This is a genomic window from Floridaenema fluviatile BLCC-F154 (genome assembly GCF_041929135.1).
Lineage (GTDB): Bacteria > Cyanobacteriota > Cyanobacteriia > Cyanobacteriales > Aerosakkonemataceae > Floridanema > Floridanema fluviatile.
In genome coordinates, this window is the sequence record NZ_JBHFNS010000042.1 from 89,149 (window position 1) to 110,068 (window position 20,920).

The 20,920-nt window shown below is 44.1% G+C and carries 17 protein-coding genes and 2 pseudogenes; 6 read left to right on the forward strand and 13 right to left on the reverse strand.

Going from position 1 to position 20,920, the window contains the following annotated elements; genetic code table 11:
* Nucleotides 1-57 precede the first annotated feature (57 nt).
* Nucleotides 58-183: pseudogene (locus tag ACE1B6_RS30055) on the reverse strand (type II toxin-antitoxin system VapC family toxin); the annotation flags it as partial.
* A 17-nt stretch (nt 184-200) separates the two neighbouring features.
* Nucleotides 201-1,511 (reverse strand): ParB/RepB/Spo0J family partition protein, encoded by a 1,311-nt coding sequence (locus tag ACE1B6_RS09920; RefSeq protein ID WP_073594861.1) that lies wholly within the window; start codon nt 1,509-1,511, stop codon nt 201-203.
* A 244-nt stretch (nt 1,512-1,755) separates the two neighbouring features.
* Here ACE1B6_RS09920 and ACE1B6_RS09925 point away from each other — a divergent pair, with 244 nt between their 5' ends.
* The gene (locus ACE1B6_RS09925) at nt 1,756-1,953 is read left to right on the forward strand and encodes a DUF6364 family protein (RefSeq protein ID WP_073594860.1); all 198 of its coding nucleotides are present in this window, start codon (nt 1,756-1,758) and stop codon (nt 1,951-1,953) included.
* 162 nt (nt 1,954-2,115) lie between these two features.
* On the opposite strand, the gene rppB is transcribed toward ACE1B6_RS09925, so the two are convergent.
* The 10 genes from rppB to ACE1B6_RS09975 form a co-directional block, all read right to left on the reverse strand.
* A complete protein-coding gene (rppB, locus tag ACE1B6_RS09930) occupies nt 2,116-3,426 on the reverse strand; it encodes a two-component system sensor histidine kinase RppB (RefSeq protein ID WP_413257137.1) in 1,311 nt (436 codons plus the stop codon).
* Nucleotides 3,413-4,117 carry a two-component system response regulator RppA gene (rppA, locus tag ACE1B6_RS09935; protein WP_073594858.1) on the reverse strand — a complete coding sequence of 235 codons (705 nt, stop codon included), beginning with the start codon at nt 4,115-4,117 and terminating at the stop codon, nt 3,413-3,415. The genes rppB and rppA overlap by 14 nt, the downstream gene beginning before the upstream one ends.
* A gap of 538 nt (nt 4,118-4,655) precedes the next feature.
* Nucleotides 4,656-5,762, reverse strand: coding sequence for an IS630 family transposase (locus ACE1B6_RS09940; protein ID WP_413257095.1), 1,107 nt, complete (start codon nt 5,760-5,762; stop codon nt 4,656-4,658).
* Nucleotides 5,752-6,171: a hypothetical protein gene (locus tag ACE1B6_RS09945; protein ID WP_413257096.1), complete on the reverse strand. Its 420-nt coding sequence runs from the start codon at nt 6,169-6,171 to the stop codon at nt 5,752-5,754. The genes ACE1B6_RS09940 and ACE1B6_RS09945 overlap by 11 nt, the downstream gene beginning before the upstream one ends.
* Nucleotides 6,172-6,262: 91 nt before the next feature.
* Nucleotides 6,263-6,742, reverse strand: a complete 480-nt coding sequence (locus ACE1B6_RS09950) for a DUF2808 domain-containing protein (protein WP_073594856.1) — start codon at nt 6,740-6,742, stop codon at nt 6,263-6,265.
* A 263-nt stretch (nt 6,743-7,005) separates the two neighbouring features.
* Nucleotides 7,006-7,911, reverse strand: a complete 906-nt coding sequence (locus ACE1B6_RS09955; protein WP_413257097.1) for a hypothetical protein — start codon at nt 7,909-7,911, stop codon at nt 7,006-7,008.
* 67 nt (nt 7,912-7,978) lie between these two features.
* The gene (locus ACE1B6_RS09960) at nt 7,979-8,476 is read right to left on the reverse strand and encodes a hypothetical protein (protein WP_073594854.1); all 498 of its coding nucleotides are present in this window, start codon (nt 8,474-8,476) and stop codon (nt 7,979-7,981) included.
* Nucleotides 8,477-8,547: 71 nt separating this feature from the next.
* Nucleotides 8,548-11,673, reverse strand: a complete 3,126-nt coding sequence (locus ACE1B6_RS09965; RefSeq protein WP_073594853.1) for an efflux RND transporter permease subunit — start codon at nt 11,671-11,673, stop codon at nt 8,548-8,550.
* A gap of 85 nt (nt 11,674-11,758) precedes the next feature.
* Entirely contained in the window at nt 11,759-13,453 is a 1,695-nt protein-coding gene (locus ACE1B6_RS09970; protein ID WP_073594938.1) for an efflux RND transporter periplasmic adaptor subunit, read from the reverse strand.
* 192 nt (nt 13,454-13,645) lie between these two features.
* The gene (locus tag ACE1B6_RS09975) at nt 13,646-14,392 is read right to left on the reverse strand and encodes a DUF305 domain-containing protein (RefSeq protein WP_459562997.1); all 747 of its coding nucleotides are present in this window, start codon (nt 14,390-14,392) and stop codon (nt 13,646-13,648) included.
* Nucleotides 14,393-14,692: 300 nt separating this feature from the next.
* Here ACE1B6_RS09975 and ACE1B6_RS09980 point away from each other — a divergent pair, with 300 nt between their 5' ends.
* The 4 genes from ACE1B6_RS09980 to ACE1B6_RS09995 all read left to right on the forward strand — a co-directional run bounded on the left by ACE1B6_RS09980 (nt 14,693) and on the right by ACE1B6_RS09995 (nt 19,242).
* On the forward strand, nt 14,693-15,043 hold the full coding sequence (locus tag ACE1B6_RS09980; protein ID WP_073594851.1) for a four-helix bundle copper-binding protein: 351 nt from the start codon (nt 14,693-14,695) through the stop codon (nt 15,041-15,043).
* 371 nt (nt 15,044-15,414) lie between these two features.
* Nucleotides 15,415-15,627: a heavy-metal-associated domain-containing protein gene (locus tag ACE1B6_RS09985; protein ID WP_073594850.1), complete on the forward strand. Its 213-nt coding sequence runs from the start codon at nt 15,415-15,417 to the stop codon at nt 15,625-15,627.
* A 211-nt stretch (nt 15,628-15,838) separates the two neighbouring features.
* Nucleotides 15,839-18,097 (forward strand): heavy metal translocating P-type ATPase, encoded by a 2,259-nt coding sequence (locus ACE1B6_RS09990; RefSeq protein ID WP_413257099.1) that lies wholly within the window; start codon nt 15,839-15,841, stop codon nt 18,095-18,097.
* Nucleotides 18,098-18,303: 206 nt separating this feature from the next.
* Nucleotides 18,304-19,242 carry a cupredoxin domain-containing protein gene (locus ACE1B6_RS09995; RefSeq protein WP_413257100.1) on the forward strand — a complete coding sequence of 313 codons (939 nt, stop codon included), beginning with the start codon at nt 18,304-18,306 and terminating at the stop codon, nt 19,240-19,242.
* A gap of 195 nt (nt 19,243-19,437) precedes the next feature.
* Here ACE1B6_RS09995 and ACE1B6_RS10000 read toward each other — a convergent pair.
* Nucleotides 19,438-20,196: pseudogene (locus ACE1B6_RS10000) on the reverse strand (HAD-IC family P-type ATPase); the annotation flags it as partial.
* Between the two features lie 55 nt (nt 20,197-20,251).
* On the opposite strand from ACE1B6_RS10000, the gene ACE1B6_RS10005 reads away from it, so the two are divergent.
* Nucleotides 20,252-20,920 (forward strand): plasmid pRiA4b ORF-3 family protein, encoded by a 669-nt coding sequence (locus ACE1B6_RS10005; RefSeq protein WP_413257102.1) that lies wholly within the window; start codon nt 20,252-20,254, stop codon nt 20,918-20,920.

A 20,920-nucleotide genomic window follows, 5' to 3' on the forward strand; every position in this document is an offset into this window, starting at 1 on the left:
ACTATCAGTTAACTGAAAAGTAAGGTAGGGCTTTTCAGTAAGCTTGGGTGTGTTCGTTTAAGCACTCTCCCAATCCTCAATTTGCAACCCTTCTACTCGATTAAATTCATTTGTATTGTGAGTAACTAGAATTAAATTATTAGCGAGCGTAATTGCTGCAATCGGAATGTCATAAACGCCTATTACTGAACGAAAACATACTATAGTGCTTGTTCTATCGCTCGGCGTGCCAGTTCAATCTGTTCAACAGCGTCTAAATAGGTTAGCGCTGCTGCATCCCAAGACAAGGTTTGTTGTATCCTGTTCAAGATAACTTTTCCAAACTCATGCACCGTATCAAAGCTTTGCAGTCTTAGAACCCGTTCTGCGACTTTGCAAAAACTTGGCGCTGGGTTTTCGATTAGCTCGACATCGGATTGAAGCAGTGACACTACCTCCAGTCCTATATCAACCTTGAGCGTTGCTCCGACTTCGGTAATCCTACCCCAGAATCCATTCCATTTCCTTTCAGGAGTTTTCTCTAGAGGAAACAAAGGAATTTTGATAATTACCCAAGACCCTACGCTGTCTGATGTCCAGTATTTTTCGTTCGTTAGACTCTCAGTTGCTCCGCTTATTCCCAATTCTTTCTCTGCATCGGTTTGAGATTTTGAATTGCGATCGCTGACCCCGTTAGTGTCATTGCTGTTGTCCCTTACTCCCTCGGCGGATGAAGATTTTGGTGAATTCGCCTTAATCAGAGCCTTGGCTTGCTTGGGAGTCTTTGCTGCTCCTGATGCAATCGCTTCTAACGTAGCCTTTTGTTTGTTCTCCGACATCTTTGCCAGCTGGTATCCCGCATCTATACTGCGCTCGTTGATAATATCAAGCCACACTCTTGCCAGCTCCGTACAGTCTTTTTTGAGGTGATCGGCGGCTTTGACAGCGGTGCGTCCCTTCCTATAGTTTCTGCCGCACCCCAAGCCAACGATAGCCGCGACGATATTTTCCGTCAGTTCCATTTCCTTTTCCGTTAACCCCAGCTTGAGCGAGTCCAATGGAAAATTTTCCATTGATAGTTCCTGGCTCTCTGACTGGGGCAAACCTGAATTTTCCACTACACGGAGAGCTTCTTGAGCTGCGCGGTTATTTCTCAGCTTTCGGGCGATAGGTTCTACCGTCATGCCTTCGCGGATTCTCTGCACGGGTGTTTGCTGGCGGTGGCGGTTCTCTGCTATGAGGACGAACAGTTCGTCTTCTTCGGTCTCAAAGTGGCAGATAACAACTGGTGCTTCCTTCCACCCCAGCGCGGTAAGCGCTCTCCAGCGACGGTGACCGCTGATAATCGTGCCGTCTGTTTTGACGATTAGCGGTTGGACGTAACCTTTGAGTTTAATGGATTCTACCAAGTCGGTAATACTCTCACCGCTGCCGTAAACTTCTTCATTGCGAGGATGCGGCTTGAGTCGGTCAAGCCTAACATACTGAATTTGGTCGCTCACCACCAGCGACCTTGTCTTGTGGTCATTCATTTTGATAGCCCTGGTTGTTTATTTGGGGATTGGGGCTTTGTGTCCTCGCCTACTAGAGTCCAATTGAGCCAGTAATTGCTCTCGTAAGGACGGCGCGGCTTCTAGTAGGGCGGACTATTGTATCGACTGCTCGCCTCCACTGTCTAAGAGCTTGCTGTCTTTACACCGTTAGAATAGCATACTTGTCATACTTCTCATACACTTCATACTGGTACGATAAAATTGGTGTTCTTAACGGATAAAAATGGCAAGGAAACGGATAACGCTATCGTTGGATGAGGATTTGCTCGAACGAATTAAACTTGCTGCTGAAAAAGACGATCGCAAAATTAGCAACGAAGTGGAGAGGATACTGATCAAGCACTATCCCCCCCCTAAAGAAGTTTCTGAGCCAATATCAGATAGTTCGCTTGTGGTAACTAGAAGGTCAAAGAAAGAATAAATACCAGTTTGTTTCCAAGTGTTATGAAAATTCAAACCCTATTGATATCGAGTCACTTTTAGTCTTGACCACTTGATTGTTTTTTGACTGGTAGAACTTCAACAAATTATGAGTAAAAAACAATTGATGAATTTGCGAACAAACAGAAAAATTTTTCCCATGCTAACACTTAGAAATACAAGGCAATCGAATCGCGAACGTGCTACCTTTGCCCAATTCACTCTGCACAGTAAGGCTACCTCCGTGTGCCTGAACGATCGCGCTCGCGATCGCCAACCCCAAACCCGAACCGCCAGTGGTGCGAGAGCGATCGCTATTCACGCGATAGAAGCGGTCGAAAATCCGCTTTTGCTCAGAAGGGGCAATCCCAATGCCTGTATCTTGAACCTCAATCAAAGCATGACCATTGCTGCGGTCTAAAATCATAGTTATCTGCCCCCCTGCTGGAGTGTATTGGATCGCATTCACAATTAAATTAGAAACTAGGCGATAAAGTTGCTCTTCATCACCCACAACTTCCAGTGGATACGGCACCCGTACCTCATTTTTCAGCCTCACTTTAGCCGATAGAGCTAACACTTCTAATTCCTCAACTAAATCGCTTACTACGTCATTCAAGCAACAGGGTTTTAGTCGCATCGGCATCGCTTTTCGCTCCAAGCGTGCCAGTAGCAGCAAATCCGCCACCAACTGAATTAGCCTTTGGTTTTGACGCTCTATTGTTCGGAGGATGTCTCGCGTCTCTTTTTCATCCAGGTGAGGCAACCCCAGTGCTGATTCAACTGTTGCTTGTGTAGCAGCTAAAGGCGTCCGCAACTCGTGGGCAGCATCCGCTGTAAACTGTTCTATCTGTCTATAAGATTGGTAAATTGGTTGCATCGCTAACCCAGCTAACCACCAACTGGAAACGCCTACCAAAATCATTGCGATTGGCAACCCGAATATCAAAATCAATTTCACATTTGCCAAGTAATTATCTAAATCTTTGAGACTTCTCCCCATCTGCATATATCCCCAAGAAAAATTATTCCGAGTATGCAGCGTTAGAGAAATTTGATGATAGCGATTTCCTTGGACATCTTTGATCGTAGCCCAAGTTTCTTTTCCTGATGTTAAAGGCAATCCATCAGGCGCAAAACCTGCCATAGCAACAACTCGTCCAGAACGGTCTAATAACCGCACATAATAGTCACCTTGATGAATTGCTCCTAAAATGTGACGTTTCTCTGTTCGTTCTGGTAAAAGTTGCTGAGCAGTTGCTTCTAAGCGTCCGGGTTGCTTGAGTGTATTCTCAATACTGTCATGCAGCGTTCCAGCAACCGCTTCCAACTCCCGATCTAGGGTTTGCAAGTGGGCATGGACAATTGCTTGGTATAGCCCTAAACCGCACAGACTGAGGATGAAGCCCATGACGACAGCATACCAGCTGGCTAGTCGCCAACGAGTCTGAGAAAATAGCTTATTTTGGTTCATTGGTAGCAATAAAGCGATAGCCCGTACCATGAATTGTTTCAATCAGATGAGCTATACTTACTTGTGCTAGTTGACGTCTGAGCAAGCGAATTTGAGCTGCCACTACATTACTAATAGCGTCTGCGCTTACTTCCCAAAGCTGATTCCGAATCTGGTCGCTGGTAACAATCTGGTTGGGATGCTTCATGAAATACTCTAATAGTTGAAACTCCTTATTAGTCAATGAAATCTGCTGCTTGCCCCCATTCGGAGCGAAATGATAAACAGTTCGAGTTCCGTAGTCTAGGATAAGGCTACCCACCTGAAGTTGTTGAGGTTGGAGTTGAGGCAATCGCCGCTGAAGTGCCCTCACCCTTGCTAGCAGTTCTGCCATCCTAAACGGCTTCACCAAATAATCATCTGCTCCCGCATCCAAACCAGCGACTTTATCTTCCAGACGGTCTTTTGCTGTTAGCATCAAGACTGGTAGAGGATTGTTTCTAGCACGCAATAATTGCAGTAACTTTAATCCTGACAACCCTGGCACTAACCAGTCGAAAATAGCCAGCGTATATTGCGTCCACTGATTTTCTAAATAGTTCCAAGCTTCAGTGCCGTCCATAACCCAGTCAACCACATACTTTTCCTGGTTTAAGGTTCGCTTAATGGCAGCACCCAAGTCTAGCTCATCTTCAACTAACAGCACTCTCATAGAATTAACCCGTCATCTGTAATTTTGAATGTTCTAAACAAGGCTTTTTAGCCTTTTAACGAGGTAAAAACAAATCCAAAAATTTTCATAGGGGTGCCGCATAAATCAACTGAATTTCAGAACTACTTTTCTTATAAGAAAAACTCAACAGACTCTTTTTCCAAATTAAAGAGTGTAAGAGTTAAAAGGTTCCTTAATCAGGAGTGTATGAAAAGAGTCTATTGAGCCATTACTTTGTAAATTAACAGGTAGTTATGAAATCAAGATGAAATACCAGTCCTTTTTTAGAAGTTCCCCAATCAAACTGACGATGATGTAAGAAACTCTCGGCTGTAATGGTTACGCAGCACAGTCGAGTATATGTCACTTTGATTACCAAAGCTTTTTATCGAGAGGAGGTTTGAATCCGAACTGTACCGAATGGAATTTCTGCATTCAAACCAACTATCTTGCCATAGACCATGTACTGCCTAATACTCCGATAAAATCGAGCATGAACACCTTGCATCTTGATTGATAAGCTGCTCCGCAGCTAAATTTAATAAATAGCATTTCCCTTGTTTTTAATTTTGCGAGACCAATTAATGATAAGCTGTCCTTCATTTAACAATTTGTTTAGCAAATCTTCTAACTGTTCTACAGATTCAAACAATCTATGAGCGATATATTCTTTTACTGAGTGCCAAACCAGTTCAATCAAATTAAAATCTGGGCTGTAAGGAGGTAAAAACTCTAGCCTAATATTTGGCATTTCCGCCTCTATTTGAGCTAATATATCTTTTCTTTTATGAAAGCTAGCATTGTCTAAAACAATCAGAATTTTTGGCCCGAACTCTGGAAAATTTTCGGCCAAATTTCCTATCTCTACCCATTCTTGTTTTAGAAAACTATGCAAAGCTCTAATTTGTTGATAAAATGTATCTGCATCTCCTTTTTTAATGACAAAATTTATTCTTTTTTTGTCATTATATCGTAAGCCTCCCATAATATTTACTCTTCCTCTTCTCCTTTGACCTGTTATTTTTTTGCGGCTACCTTTTTGACCCCAGGTTTTTCTTCTAACCACTCTTAAACTAAATCCACTCTCGTCCCAAAACCATACCTGTAAGCGCTCTGGCGCTTCTTTAGATATTTTTAAATAATCCGTTAATTTCTCTTTAAACGCTTTCCTCTGAACTGGATTTTGTTGGTCCTCTAGGCTATACTTTGCCCAAAGGTAGACGTACTTTTTTCTTTCCAATATTCTCCTAACTTGCGAACCACTTAACTTAATTCCTGTTACTTGTTCTAGATAAGTCGCCAATCTATTTGCTGTCCATCTACCAAATTCGTATCCATATTCTAATGGTTCTTTTTCTACTACCTCTAGTAATACTTCTTCATATTTAGCAGTGGCTTTCCGAAAATTCCCTTGACTTCTTCCGTCTGCAAAGCTTTCCATCTTATCTGGATCGCCATGAACTCCCCAATATGCTACTGTTGGATATGAAATTCCTAAAAACTTAGCTATTTCTTGATATGTTTTTCCATCATTCATTAGCAATAAAATTAAAAATCTCTCTCTAATTTGAGGATTTTCATTTTTTCTCATTGCTCTGAGTAGCCTTTCTTTTTGCTCTTGAGATAAATGATTCTTAGCTGGCATTTATGTCGCCTTTACTTTTAACCCTTAACATTATATTATAAAATTTAGCTGCGGAGCAGCTTAGCGTTGTCTCAGGAGGTACAGGTTGAGAGAAAACTATTGTAGCTTTTCTATCAGCAATAGAAACGGACGCTGGGATTTTTTGACCTGATTGATTTTCTACCTCAATTCCCCTACGAATGCTCAGATCCTCTGGCAAATTAATTGAAAGTTCTGAAAGGGCAGGCCCTTGAACATGAATCTCAAAATGATGGGTAGCGTCAAGGAAACGAGGATTGCTAGTATGTGAGCCACTATGGACAATGTGAGGAGCATTGGCATTTCGTAGGCTTCCAGCTGCTCGAGCAGAGGGAATGGAAGCAGCTATTATTAGGGTAAACGCTACACCTGCATAAATCAGCTTTTTCATCGCGATTCTCCTTGAATAATTAACTTAATCAACCCCCTATTTATTCGCCCAAATCCCTTGAATCAAATCAGGAATAAGCAGCAGTATCTCTTTATCCCCTGTAGGTTTGAATCCGAGCTGTACCCAGTGGAATTTCAGCAGTTAAACCAACTTTCTTAGCGTAGAATCGGTACAGCCAAGTTTGGTCATATCCTGGAGTCTGAACGCCTTGTAGAGAGACTGACAGCATCGTCTCAGGAGCTACTGGTTGGGAGAAAACCACAGTAGCTTTTCTGTCATTAATAGAAACTGTTGCTGGAATTTTTTGACCTGATTTATTTTTTACCTCAATTCCATTAGTGATGCTTACTTCTTCTGGTAAATCAATCGAAAGTTCTGAAAGAGCTTTTCCTTGAACGTGAACCTCAAACTGATGGGTAGCATTCTGAACAGTAGCGCTATCAGGATAGACAGTACTATCAACTAGATGGGAAACTTTAGCATCGTTTGGTCTTCCAGTTGCCCAGGCAGCAGGAATTAAAGCTGCGGCTACCAAACTAAACGCAACAGTGTAAACCAGTGTTCTCTTCATCTTGACTCTACTAGGAATCAACTACGTCAACCAACTTTCAGACTCACTGTGAATAAAAGAGCCTGTTATTAATAGATGCATCTCGACTTTATAAATCCATAGTCAACTACCCCCTTTTCCCACCTGATAGCGGGGGTTATTTAGATGGTTGCCTTACTGTTGATGGGTTTATCCAGCTGATGATGTCTTTGCCAAACGGGGATGTTCCCCCTATTAACTAGGTTGACAGGTAATTATGAAATTAAGATGAAATATTAGCGCAGTTATTGGACATTCACCCAGAAATCAGCTGTTACGATTCTGCCATTGCGATTGAACTGCCCCCAGAGCTTATATTTTCCTGGTTTAGGGAAGCTGGTCATAAAATGAACTTCTCCGGGTGGCATATTTTCCATCGCGTGAGCATGAGCATGAATATAATCTGCTTCTGTCAATGGGGATGATTGTTTGACAATGACTAAATGCCCCCGTTCTCCCAAGTAAGGCTGCAAATCTTTAACGGGTTGATTGCTGGCAGCTGCTTGTAAATTGAACACCAACATAACTTCTTGCCCAGCTTTCAGTGCGGATTGAGAGAAAGTCAGATTAACCTTAGTATCAGCGAAAGTTTTAGAGCGATTCAAGTCTATTGCTGAGGCAGATGGACTGTTTCCAGGAACTTGTGTTTTCAGCACCGAGATTTGTTCTGTTTTCCCAGCTGGTTTGTAATCGCTGAAAAGCGTGTAACCACCTGGTTGGGGAAAACTGGCTTCAACTTCAAAGCGTCCGTTCCCTTTATAAATGGGATGAATATGATTGAAAAACTGAAGGTCATCACTAACCACAATCAAGTGCATCAGTTTTTCTTGAAAGGTGTCAAAAATGGCGAGCGCTTTTCCATCCGAGTCTCGAATATCAATCGCCAACGTAACAGGAGTATTGGGAGTAATGTTTGTTGGAGTAGTAAGTTTAGCTTGAGCTTGAGCTGAATTCTCCCCCTGCTCCATCGAATGCCCTCCATGAGGATTCGATTCAGCAGAGTTATGTGTTCCTTCATTACCCATCGAAAGTTCTTGGTGCAGTTTTGTTGCAGCCGAGTTCGATGTTTCCCTTGATTGCACAGATGGCGAACAACCTTGAGCGAGTAATAGGGTAGAAACCGCAGCAATTATCGTGAAAAACAGTTTCATCAATGCTCCAATCTCGAAAATTTACTGTAAGTTATTAAGCCAGCTTGACTCGAGCGAAGTCTAGAGATTATAGATTGAAAGAAAAACGACCGTCTACCTTTTCTCCATTAATATCCGAAGTAATTTTCACCTGATATTGACCTGCTAACTTACCAGGAAGCAAAGCTGCGTAGTGTTTACCCGCAGTATCATAGGTGAGAGGAAGCGTCTTTTGAGTCCCATCTGGCAGCTGAACTTGAGCCGTCACTTTGGCGTTAGGGATAGCTTCATGATTGTCCCCTCTTTGCAAATAGAAATCTAAATGAGTTCCATTAGCTTCTTTTTCAGGGACAAACTCTAAATGGTAGGGACCTGACTCGACAACTTGACCCCCTTTTTGAGGCACTGCGGCCTGACCGGATGACCCAGTTTTGGCTGGGGTAGTTGTTTGTGCCGCTGACTCAGCTGGTGGGGTACTTTTCGAGCTATTCTCTGGATTGGTAGCTTGGTTGCTGTTAGCACAAGCTCCCAGGAAAGTCAAGCTTACACTACTTACAACCATCAGCAGAGATTTGACAGATTTCATACATTTCGCTCCTAAAATTAAACAATTGCAAATCTACAAAAACCTAAGTTTTTAGCAACATAGGGGATGAGCTACCGCTCAAAGACGGCTCCAACTGCCTTCCCATCCTCAACAACTTGCAGAGTTCGCTGAGGCAGTAAAAACTTACCAAATTTGGCATACAAGGCGGGTAAAACTAACAGCGTCAACGCCGTAGAAGTAAACAACCCACCTAACACCACTATCGAAAGTGGTTGCAGAATTTCCTTTCCTGGCCCACCCTCTACTACTAAAGGGGCTAGGCCTAAAGCCGAGGTAAAAGCTGTCATCAAAATGGCATTAAGCCGTTCCATCGACCCTTTAATAAGCAGTTCTTTTAAAGGCATTCCTTCAGCAGATTTCGTATTGTAATTATCCACCAGTAGCAACCCGTTACGAGTTGCTACTCCAAATAAAGTCACAAAGCCAACCAGAGAAGCAATTGAAATTATCCCTCCGGTTATCGCTACCGAAAATACTCCTCCTACCAATGCCAAAGGCAAGTTAATCATAATCATGGCAGTAGAGGGAATGGATTTGACAGAAAGATACATGATGACTGTAATGGCTACAAAAGCTATAGCACTGAAGAGGAGGATATTTTGTGTCGCTCGTTCTTGTGCCTCAAATTGGCCTGCATACTGAATATAGTACCCAGCGGGAATTTGTACTTGCTGATTCACTTTTTCTCTAATTTCATTCACGATAGAGCGCAAATCTCTACCGCTAGCATTTGCAGAAATAACAATTAACCGGGAAACATTTTCTCGATTGATGGTGTTAGGCCCTGTGCCGTTTTCAATCGTGGCAACTTGTGCTAAAGGAATTTTATTCCCGTCAGGAGTATCAACTAACAAATTGCGAATGGTATCCAGATTTTGACGGGCATCTGGCTTTAACCAGACAATTAATTCAAAAGTTTGTTGATTTTCCAAGACTTGGGACACTACTCGTCCATTGAGAGCAGTTTCAATAATTTCGGAGAGTTTTCCCACTGTTAACCCATATCGAGAAGCAGCAGAACGGTTAAACTTAATCTGTATTTGTTCGACTGGAACTTGAGGTTCAAGTTGCAAATCTACAATTCCTTCAACCGTCTTCATCACTTCATTAACTTGGCTGCCAATAGTACGGAGTTGCTCTAATTCAGAACCGAAAATTTTAACGGCGATCGCACTCCTCACTCCAGACAATACCTCATCCATTCGGTGAGAGATAAAACCGCCAATATTGGGTGCAACTCCTGGTAATTTGTTAAACTCTTCCCGCAGCTTTTCCAGCGTCGCTTCCCTATCTTTCATCCCTTCATCGCTCAACTCAATATCCAAGTGTCCTAAATTTACCCCTGCTGCATCCGCATCACCTGGCGCACGTCCCGAACGCAACTGCACGTAAGGAAATCTAGAGTCATCCTTAAGTGCTGCTTGAAGTGCTTCTCCTGCTGCATTAGTAGCTTCTAAAGATACACCTGGATAAAGAGTTAAAGTATTGACCAAAGTTTGCTCCTGAAACTCTGGTAGAAACACTCTTCCAAAGGAGGGAACTATTATAATTGCCGCTACTAAACTCGCTGCGGCTACCACTAAAATAATTCCTGGAAGCTTCATCGAAAATGTTAACAGAGGATAATAAAGGCGCTTAAAAAATCTGGCAACCCAAGGTTCCCTTTCTGGCAAGTGACCATAAGGTAAAAGAATTGCACATAAAGCCGGAGTCACCGTCAATGCGGTGATGCTAGAAGCAATAACTGCTGCCATGTATCCCAATCCCATTGGGATAAAAATGCTGCCTTCTACGCCCGTTAAAGCAAATACTGGAGCAAAGACAACAATGGTAATTATCGTGGCTCCAAATACCGAGTCGCGCACTTCCTGACAGCCATCAAATACTACCTCTAAAACCGGACGCGGATTAGGCAAATACTTATTTTCTCGCAGGTTACGGTAGACATTCTCGGCATCGACAATCGCATCATCGACGGCTGAACCAATGGCGACTGCTAATCCTCCTAACGTCATTGTATTTAAACCCTGTCCTACCCAATTGAGCAGTAGCACTCCAACCAATAAAGATAAAGGAAGAGCAGTTAAACAAATAGCCAGATTGCGCCAATTCATTAAAAATGGAATTAAAATAATAGCAACAATAATACTGCCTTCAAATAAAGCTTCTCTGACATTTTCAATCGAAGAATCTATGTAGTTTTCTTGACGGAAGGTGGGCGTAACTTTAATGTCTTTAGGTAAACCTGCTTTCACTTCTTCCATTGCGGCTTCAATGGCACGGGTAACGGTGGGAGTGTCGGCTTGCGGCTGTTTATTAATCATCACAATTACGGCTTTTTGACCGTTAAAACTGCCATCTCCCCGTTTGATAGCCGCACCAATTTGCACGTCAGTGACATCAGACATTTTTACAGGCGTGCCATTACGAGCAGTAATCACTGATTGCTGCAATTCTTCAATCGATTCAATCCGCCCAATTCCCCGAATTAACTTTTCTCTGTCAGGGGTGATTAAATAGCCACCCGGAGCATTAACATTGGCGGCTTTAGCAGCTTCTACAACGTCTTCTAGAGTGACGTTAAAGGCTTGTAATTTTTCTGGTTGAACCAATACTTGATACTGGCGGATATCGCCGCCATAAGCAATGACTTGACTGACGCCAGGAACTGCTAAGATGCGGTTGGTGACTTGCCAATCCACAATGCGCCGCACTTCCATTAAAGGGGTAGTTTCAGATGTAAAGGCGTATTGCAGTACGGTGCCAACCGGAGAACTGGTAGGAGAAATTTGTGGGGTTTCTACTCCTTCAGGCAGCTTGCTTTGAGCTTGTTGCAATCGCTCTGTTACTAACTGGCGAGCTTGATAAATATCGGTTTCCCAGTTAAATATGATTTTGACTACTGAGATTCCTGATGCACTGGAAGAGCGAACGGCTGTAACTCCAGGTGTACCATTAATCGAACTTTCGATTGGTAAAGTGACCAAAGATTCGACTTCTTCGGGAGCAAGTCCGGGAGCTTCGGTTTGAATTTCGACTTGGGGCGGTGCAAAGCTGGGAAAGACATCCAGCGGCATTTGGATGATGGTACGAAATATCCAAAAAGTGACGATAATTGCACCGAGAATGACTAACCAGCGACGAGCGATCGCCCATTTAATAATGGCACTGAGCATGGCAATTTTAGATTTGAGATTTTAGCTTTTAGATTTGAAACTGAAAGTTTTTTCAGCTTAAAATCTGCAATTTGCAATTCTTTAGTTAGTTTGGCTGGTGAGGTTCTTCATGCTCTGCAACACGAAGGCTAGAGCGAGACAAGGTGGGATGCTTGGAGTTGTTGAGGTAAATTTCTGGTTCATAAATAGAAGCAGAAGAACCTGAATCTCTTGCTGGCAGAACTCGGCGCTGGCGACGCCCTGCCCAAAGTCCGATGAAAAAGATGCCAGATGCGATCGCTCCTCCCGCTGGCAAAACCAACCACCAAGGCAGCTGCCCAATATTTTGGGCAGAATTTGTTTCCGGTGAGGGTGCTTGCTTTGCCTCGCCTTCGTTATGTTCGCCCCCCGGTGCTTTGCTGCCGCCGCGCAAAGATTGAGCATAAAGTTGAGTAGCACGCCCAGTAACTATCAAATCTCCCTCAAATAAGCCACTTTTCACCTCAACCATATCCCCAGAAGTTTGACCTAACGTGACTTCAACCGCCTGATACGCATTGCCATTTTGCACATAAACGGTCTTTTTGCCATTCGCTTCGACTACAGCAGAACTGGAAATAGCTAAAATAGCTGTCTGCGATCGCTCGGTTAGGACTTCGAGTTCAGCAAACATCCCCGGTTTTAGCACTCCGCCAGAATTACCCAATTCGGCTTTCACTGGCACCACCCGCGTCTCGCCTTCTACTACTGACCCAATTACGGCAATTTGTCCAGTGAACGTTTGGTTGGGCACAGAGGCGACTTTCACGCTTACCCGTTGACCCATTTTTACTTTGTCTAAATCTTTTTCATAAATATTTGCAGTAGCAAAAACCCGACTGTCATTTACAATCGTCATCAGCTTGCCACCCGCGTCCTCAAATGATTGACCGAGGGTGACTTCTCGGTCAGAAACCTTACCAGAGATGGGCGCAGTCACTGTCACCAATCCCTTGTCATTGGCGCGGCTTCCTAGTTGTTGCAGCCGAGTTTGATAAGTAGCGTTACTTAGGCGGATACGGGACTGAGCTACCTGAACAGCTGATTGAGCGCGTTTGAGTTGGGCTTCTGCTTCCAAAACCTCTCTGCGGCTGTTAGCTTTGGTGAGATCGGCTTTGGCTTGAATCAGCTGGGTTTGGGATTCAAGGGCTTGGCGACGTGGAAGGGCACCTTGAGTGGCTAACAGCTGGTCTTTGTCATACCTTTCTTGGGCAAATGCCAGCTTGCTACGTGCTTCTGCGATCTCAGCTGCGGCAATCTGCGAGAATCGCTCATAGTTCTGTCGAGCTAAGTTTAAGTTTGCTTGAGCCTGCTGTAAATCCGCTTGTCCCTCCGCTAGCTTTTCTTGGGATGTAACGCGCAGTTCCACTAAGTCAGCTGCGGATACAACGGCAACAGGTTGACCTGCTTTCACATAAGCACCGGGTTCCACCAACAGCTCAACGACTTTGGCACTAGCAATGGGTGTCGTCACCTCAACTTGCTTGTTGGGCAGGGTTTCAATTTGTCCAGTGGTTTTAATTCCAACCGCCAGCTGTTGACGTTTAACTGGCTCGACTTTAATTCCCAACCGTTTGGCAGTTTCTGCATCGACTTGGATAGCGCCAGCAGCCTGACTTGCTTCGCTTCCTCCTTGGAATTCATTTCCATGTCCGGCATGGGCTAGAACAGCTGCGGGGGCAGTTAACAGGATCAGGCTCAGGACTGCTCCAGGAACAATACCAAGCGGTACAGGAGATTGGGAACGGTAAGAGTAGCGCATCATGAGGAAATGTCCTTGAGTGCCAAGAGAGGTTGCGTTGTGCTGAAAAGTTGGCATTTGGCTTAGGCAATTTGAGTTTCGCCAGTAGCTACGTCGCTTTTACCAGTTTCACAAGCAGTAGATAATTTGCACTTATCTTTCAGCTTTTCATAGAGAAATGAAATTAGGATGAAATCTCCTAGCTCACCTGAGTTATTGGTTGTACCAAGCTTGTCGCCACTGCTTCATTTGGTCGATTTCTTTCTGTTGAGAAGTGATAATCTCTTGAGCCAATTGCTTGATTTCGGGGCGTTTAGACTTACTCAGGGCATCTTGAGCCATTGTTATAGCACCCTGATGGTGGGGAATCATGGCATTGATAAAGCGCAGGTCAAATTCAGTATTGGCTGCACCTAAGTCGCCGCTCATCATCATTTCTTTCATTTGGTCAGATGACATCTCCATCATCTGACCCGTTTGAGCGTTATGAGCCATCGGTTTATCTCCGGCGTTGGGATACCAAGCTTGCCGCCACTGTTTCAACTGACTGATTTCTTTGTTTTGAGCTTTGATGATGTCGTTTGCTAAGGTTTTAATCTGTGGACGAGTAGATTTTTGCTGAGCTTCTTTTGCCATTTCTACTGCTCCTTGATGGTGTAGGGTCATGGCATTGATGAATCGTAGATCGTAGTTAGCATCAGCTGGGCCTAAATCCATTGCCGTGCTGTGGTTCATTCCACTGCCGTGATTCATACCAGTACCATGTTGCATGTCCTGCTTGTTACCAGCATCAGTTGCAGAGGTAGTTTGAGCTTGCTTGCCACCTGCATCCGTTGCCGGAGTGTTTTGGGTTTGGGGGGTAGTAGAACAAGCGCTTAGCACTCCGCCAAAAGAGGTGATCGCTACCAGAGTAAATGCCCAAAAGCCAATTCTCATCGAAGTTAGTTGCATTAATTTCATACTCATCTAAGACCTACTAGGGTGTTTCTTTCTAGTACCTTAAACTCTCCAGTCAATGGGAGTGTCAAGTCGAATGTCTTGCGCTCTCGCTACTAGAGCTATTGACACAAGACAGCACTCCTTATTCAGCTTCTCACTCAGAAATGAAATTAGGATGAAATCGTTCTACAGCTTTAGCAAGAAATGTAGATTGCACCGTCAGGAAGACGCAAGCACACTTCCAAGTTTATAAGGTGAAGCCGAAGGGACATATTTACCGTTTCTTCCGACTAAATCTAGAAAATTAAAGAGGTTGAAATAATGACGCACCACATGAATCAACAGATGCAGGAGTGCATTAAAAACTGCTTAGACTGCCACAGTATCTGCTTGAATACAGTCACTTACTGCCTACAAAAAGGCGGTATGCACGCAGAACCCGCTCACATTCGGTTGATGCTCGACTGCGCTGAAATCTGCCAAACAAGCGCCAATTTTATGCTCCGTGGTTCCGAACTGCACGCACGGACTTGTGGTGTGTGTGCGGAAGTATGCGATCGCTGCGCTACTGATTGCGAAAAGATGGGCGATGACGCTCAAATGAAAGCCTGTGCTGATATGTGCCGCCGCTGCGCCGAATCCTGCCGACAAATGTCTATGGCAATGGCATAAATCACCGGACTTAGGAGCTTTATGCGGGTAGTGCAACGACAGTGCTACCCGTGTAGCCAGCGCCAAATAACAAGCCACAAATGTTTTTAGCCTGAACTGAGACAAGCAAGAGTTTGGTTTGTAGAGCAATATTAAGCCAGACCAAAGTCATTAGGTCTGGAGGTAATTTTATATTTATATTTATTTCCGTCAAACTCTCGTTTCTGGCACCGGTACTACAACTCCAAGAATAGTGAAGTGGAGCGTGGTGTTCAAGCTGTTTAGTTCTCGTTTTTATGGGCTTCTCAAAAATTTGTTCTCGCTCCCCCTTGACACTCTAGTGTGATGGAGACTTCAAGATAAAGATAGTTCACTTAAAGAGACTTTAATTCATGACCTTACAACTCAAAGTGCCTAATATGGCGTGTTCGGCTTGTAGCGAATCCATTACCAAAGCCATCAAGACGGTAGATCCAACCGCAACCGTTCAAGCCGATCCAAAAACCAAACTCGTCAATATTGAAACCCAAGCTTCCGTTGCGGGGATTACAGAAGCAATTACAGCAGCAGGTTACACGGTTGCCTTTGACAACTCCCCGTCCTGAAGTCCAGGGATTCTTGCATCACCAGGAGTCCAACGACTTTACCCTCAGCAAGCTTCACCTCGATGTGCCCCTCAACCCCATTCTCAAGATACAAGGGGCGGGTTTTATATCAAGCCTATCTGCGATCTAAGAGGGAATAGGAAATCAAAAAAACTGTTCCCCATTCCCTATTCTCTATTCCCTTTTTTCGATAAAAGTTAGGAGATATTAAATGGAAAGTGCCAACCTGAAACTGCGGGGCATGAGTTGCGCCTCGTGTGCCAATACAATCGAAGACGCGATTCGCTCCGTTCCAGGTGTGAGTGAATGCAGCGTTAATTTCGGTGCCGAACAAGCCACTGTTACTTATGAACCTAGTAGAACCGACCTCAAAGAAATTCAGGATGCGGTTAATGCGGCGGGATATGCAGCTCAACCCATGCAACCCCAGGATTTGCTGAATGCAGACGACGACACAGAACGGCGGGAACGGCAAGCTGAAAATCGGGAATTAGTCACGAAAGTTTGGGTGGGTGGCATCATCAGTACTATTTTAGTCATCGGTTCGTTGCCCACGATGACAGGTTTGCCGATTCCCTTCATTCCCATGTGGCTGCACAATCCTTGGCTACAGTTAGTGCTGACAACGCCAGTCCTGTTTTGGTGTGGTGCATCCTTCTTTATTAATGCCTGGAAAGCCCTCAAACGCCATACAGCAACGATGGACACATTGGTGGCAATTGGAACAGGTGCCGCCTATCTTTACTCCCTGTTTCCAACTGTCTTACCTGAGTTTTTTACCGCTCAAAGATTACCAGCCGATGTGTATTATGAAGTGGCAGCGGTTGTGGTGACGCTGATTTTATTAGGACGACTGCTAGAAAATCGTGCCAAAGGGCAGACTTCAGAAGCCATTCGCAAATTGATGGGTTTGCAAGCCAAAACTGCTCGCGTGATTCGGAACGGAAAAGAGGTAGATGTTCCCATTGCTGAAGTGATTTTGGGCGATGTGATTCTAGTCCGTCCAGGAGAAAAGATTCCAGTCGATGGTGAGATTGTTGAAGGTTCCTCAACGATTGATGAAGCAATGGTGACAGGTGAAAGCGTGCCTGTGAAAAAGCAACCAGGTGATGAAGTAATTGGAGCAACAATTAATAAAACTGGCAGCTTCAAATTCCGCGCCATGCGAGTGGGTAAAGATACATTTTTAGCTCAAATTGTCAAGTTAGTGCAACAAGCACAGGGTTCTAAAGCCCCCATTCAAAGATTGGCAGACCAAGTGACGGGATGGTTTGTGCCAGCGGTGATTGCCATTGCGATCGCTACTTTCATTCTCTGGTATAACATCATGGGCAATGTCACGATGGCATTAATTACCACCGTAGGCGTGCTGATTATTGCTTGTCCTTGTGCCCTCGGTTTAGCGACACCAACCTCCATCATGGTAGGAACGGGTAAAGGTGCAGAACATGGCATCTTGATTAAAGGTGCAGACAGTTTGGAACTGGCGCAAAAACTGCAAACGGTTGTTTTAGATAAAACAGGCACAATTACCCAAGGTAAACCCACTGTCACCGACTTTATAACCGTTAACGGTACAGCTAATGGGAATGAGCTAAAACTATTGCGCTTAGCTGTATCCGTTGAACGCAATTCAGAACATCCTTTGGCTGAAGCAGTCGTGCAATACGCGCAATCTCAAAAAGTAGAATTGACTGATTCGCAGGAGTTTGAAGCCATTGCAGGCAGTGGCGTTCAAGGATATGTATCTAATCAATTAGTGCAAATTGGAACGCACCGCTGGATGAATGAGTTAGGCATTGATACCAGCGCTTTGCAACAAGATTGGGAGCGATTGGAATATCTTGGTAAAACCGTCATCTGGATTGCGGTGAATGGCAAAGTGCAAGCCATTATGGGGATTTCTGATGCTGTAAAACCCTCTTCCGCCAGTGCAATTCGCACCTTGCAAAAAATGGGATTGGAAGTAGTAATGTTGACAGGAGATAATCGCCGCACTGCCGAAGTCATTGCCCGTGAAGTGGGTATCCAGCGAGTTTTTGCTGAAGTTCGCCCAAATCAGAAAGTCGCAACCGTCGAGCAACTTCAGTCGGAAGGCAAGATTGTAGCAATGGTGGGGGATGGTATTAATGATGCACCAGCACTGGCTCAAGCGGATGTGGGGATGGCGATTGGAACGGGGACGGATGTAGCCATTGCTGCTAGCGATATTACTCTAATCTCTGGTGACTTAAATGGCATTGTCACTGCTATTCAACTGTCTCGCGCCACCATGCGAAACATCAAACAAAACCTGTTCTTTGCCTTCATCTACAACGTGGCGGGGATTCCAATCGCGGCTGGTATTCTCTTCCCTATATTTGGATGGCTTCTAAGTCCTATTATTGCCGGGGCAGCAATGGCATTTAGTTCGGTTTCTGTTGTTACAAATGCCCTACGTTTGCGTAATTTTCAGCCGAAAACACTCTAACCGAAAAATCTTAACTCATCTGTGTTTATCTGTGTTTAAAAATTCTCGAATTCCACTTTTAAGAGGAAATAAAAATGCTCAAAAAAGCAACATTTTTTGGCACTTTAGCAGGATTTGGTTTTCTGCTTGGAGTAATTTCAGGTTCGTTGGTAGGAACGTTAGCGTAAAAAGAGCTGCATCATCGCATCCACATAGGAGATTTTCAAATGGTGAATAAAACAGCAATTGTAGGTAGTATTGCGAGTTTAGGAGTTGTGCTAGGAATTGCTTCCAGTGAAGCAGTTGCACAAACATCCCATGAAACTCACTCTTCCAAAACAGAACAAACGGGTCAGTTTCGTCGCATTGAACAACCATTAAGTAACAAAGTTGCAATCACCCTCGGTGGACTAGGATTAATTGGTTTAGAACTTTGGTGGTTCCTGCTTAGTAAACCTAAGTCTCAGAAGGCAGTTACATCGGGTGGCGGAATTCAAGAAGTAACCGTGACTGTTGATGGGGGCTACGAACCCAGTCACATTGTTGTGCAAGCGGGTCAACCTGTGCTACTTAATTTCCACCGCAAAGACCCCAGCAGTTGTTTAGAAGAAGTCCGATTTCCTGACTTTCACATTGCACAAGAATTACCACTTAATCAGACTACACCGATTGAATTTACGCCTGATAAACCAGGTAGATATGAGTTTACTTGTGGCATGAATATGTTTCGGGGAACTATCGAAGTTCAATCGGCTGATTCGACAGTAACTGCACCTCAAACAACACCCGCTCATCATACAGAGCATTCAATTTCTCCAACATCCAGTGTTGAAGCAACTGTAACACCGGAGGGAATTCAAGAGGCTACAATAACAGTTGAGAAAGGCTACCAACCGCAGCGAGTAATTGTTGAAGCTGGACACCCAGTTCGCTTGCACTTCCAACGTCAAAATCTTAGTAAGTGCTATGACCAATTACTGATTCCAGATTTTGCGGTAGCTGTTGACCTCATACCCGACCAAACTACAACTGTGGAGTTTACGCCTGAACAGCCTGGTGAGTATGAATTTATGTGCGGGATGAAGATGAATCGTGGGACGATTGAGGTGAGAACATCGAAATCTTTTCAACCGCAAGACAAACACCATTCGATGATGCAAAATTAATGGATGGAGCTGTAACTAATGACAGGCGATCGCTTTGGTATTGAACGCTCAACAATTCAAACTGAGTTCTTGCAATGCAGCCATTTGTTCTTGCAACTTCAGAACCTCTCTATCCAGTGGGAAAGCCAGTTTCTCCTGTTGTCGAACTTGAGAAAACCACTGCTGTAAATTCTCATCCTCAAGGACAAAGCTTATTTAATTTCTCAGTAACCGCAGACCGTTGAGAGTGACAATGACTGTAGAGCCTTCATGTCCAATTACACCCAAGGGCAGGGTAATATCGCCTAAAAAATTAGCAATTAATAGCAGGACAATGAAACTTAGCGCAAACACAATGTTTTGCTTGATAATAACTTGAGAGCGGCGACCTAAGCGAATAGCGCGTTCCAGTTGTTCTAACCGATCTGCCATCAAAACAATATCTGCTGTTTCCAAAGCTACATCGCTACCTGCTACTCCCATTGCAATTCCCACGGATGCACTAGCAAGTGCAGGGGCATCATTAATACCATCCCCCACCATCGCTATTGTTTGATAATGCTTTTGTAGATGTCGAATTGCGGTTACTTTGTCTTCGGGCAAAAGTTCTGCATACACGCGGTTAACACCAATTTCTTTGGCAATGTTTTGAGCAGTGCGATCGTTATCTCCTGTCAACATGACGATTTGCTCAATGCCCAGTTTTTTTAGTTTGGTTAGAGCTTGTGCTGCCTCAATTCTTACTGTGTCTGCTACAGCAATTAGTCCTAAAACAACTCCTGCATGAGCAATCCACACTACTGTTTTACCCTCGTTTTCTAACTGTTTGCTAATTTCAATCAGGTTGGCAGGAAATTCTTTTACCTGCGCTTGGACAAATGCGGCTTTACCCACTACAGCCTTTTTGTTGTCGATAATTCCTGTAATTCCTTGTCCGGTTTGAGCCTGAACTTCAACGGCGTTATTCCACTTCAATTGAGAGCGAAAAATTTTGGGGGAGATGGGGTAGATAATGCGGTAGGATGACCAGATGCTTGATTCTTCTTACCCTGTCATCTACCAACTGAAGATAATATTGCTGGGCATCAGTCCCATGATCTGGCGGCGCGTACTGGTCAGCAGCAACAGCACAATAGAAGATCTGCATTACATAGTTCAACTAGCAATGGGATGGTCAGATATCCACCTGCACCATTTCATCATTCACTCTCAACAGTACGGGATTACTCAGCCAGGTGGCACAGTATTTAGCACTCGCGCCAGTGAAGTAAAACTTGCGTCTTTTCAGTTTAGGGAGAAAGAAAAACTTCTCTACGAATATGACTTCAGCCACAGCCCAGTAATGGGTGCATGGCGTTATTGGTGGCGACATTTAATCAGAATAGAAGCAATACTTAATCCATCACCAAATCAAACTTACCCAATCTGCACTGGCGGGAAAGGCGTTTGTCCAAGAGAAAACTGTGGTGGCCCTTGGGGTTTTATGAAAGCAAGAGAAGAGTTTTTTGTTCCTGATGTGTTAGAACGTTTGGCTTCAATGTCGAGGAATGGAAATTGGGACATCGATAGGGAAGAGGCCAATGAACTACTAACATGGCTACTGGTGGTGCAAAACCGCTTCGACCGTCAAAAAGTTAACCAACATCTACTACAATACGCTACCAGAGATAAAGAATCGATGTATTTGTTCAGGAAATAA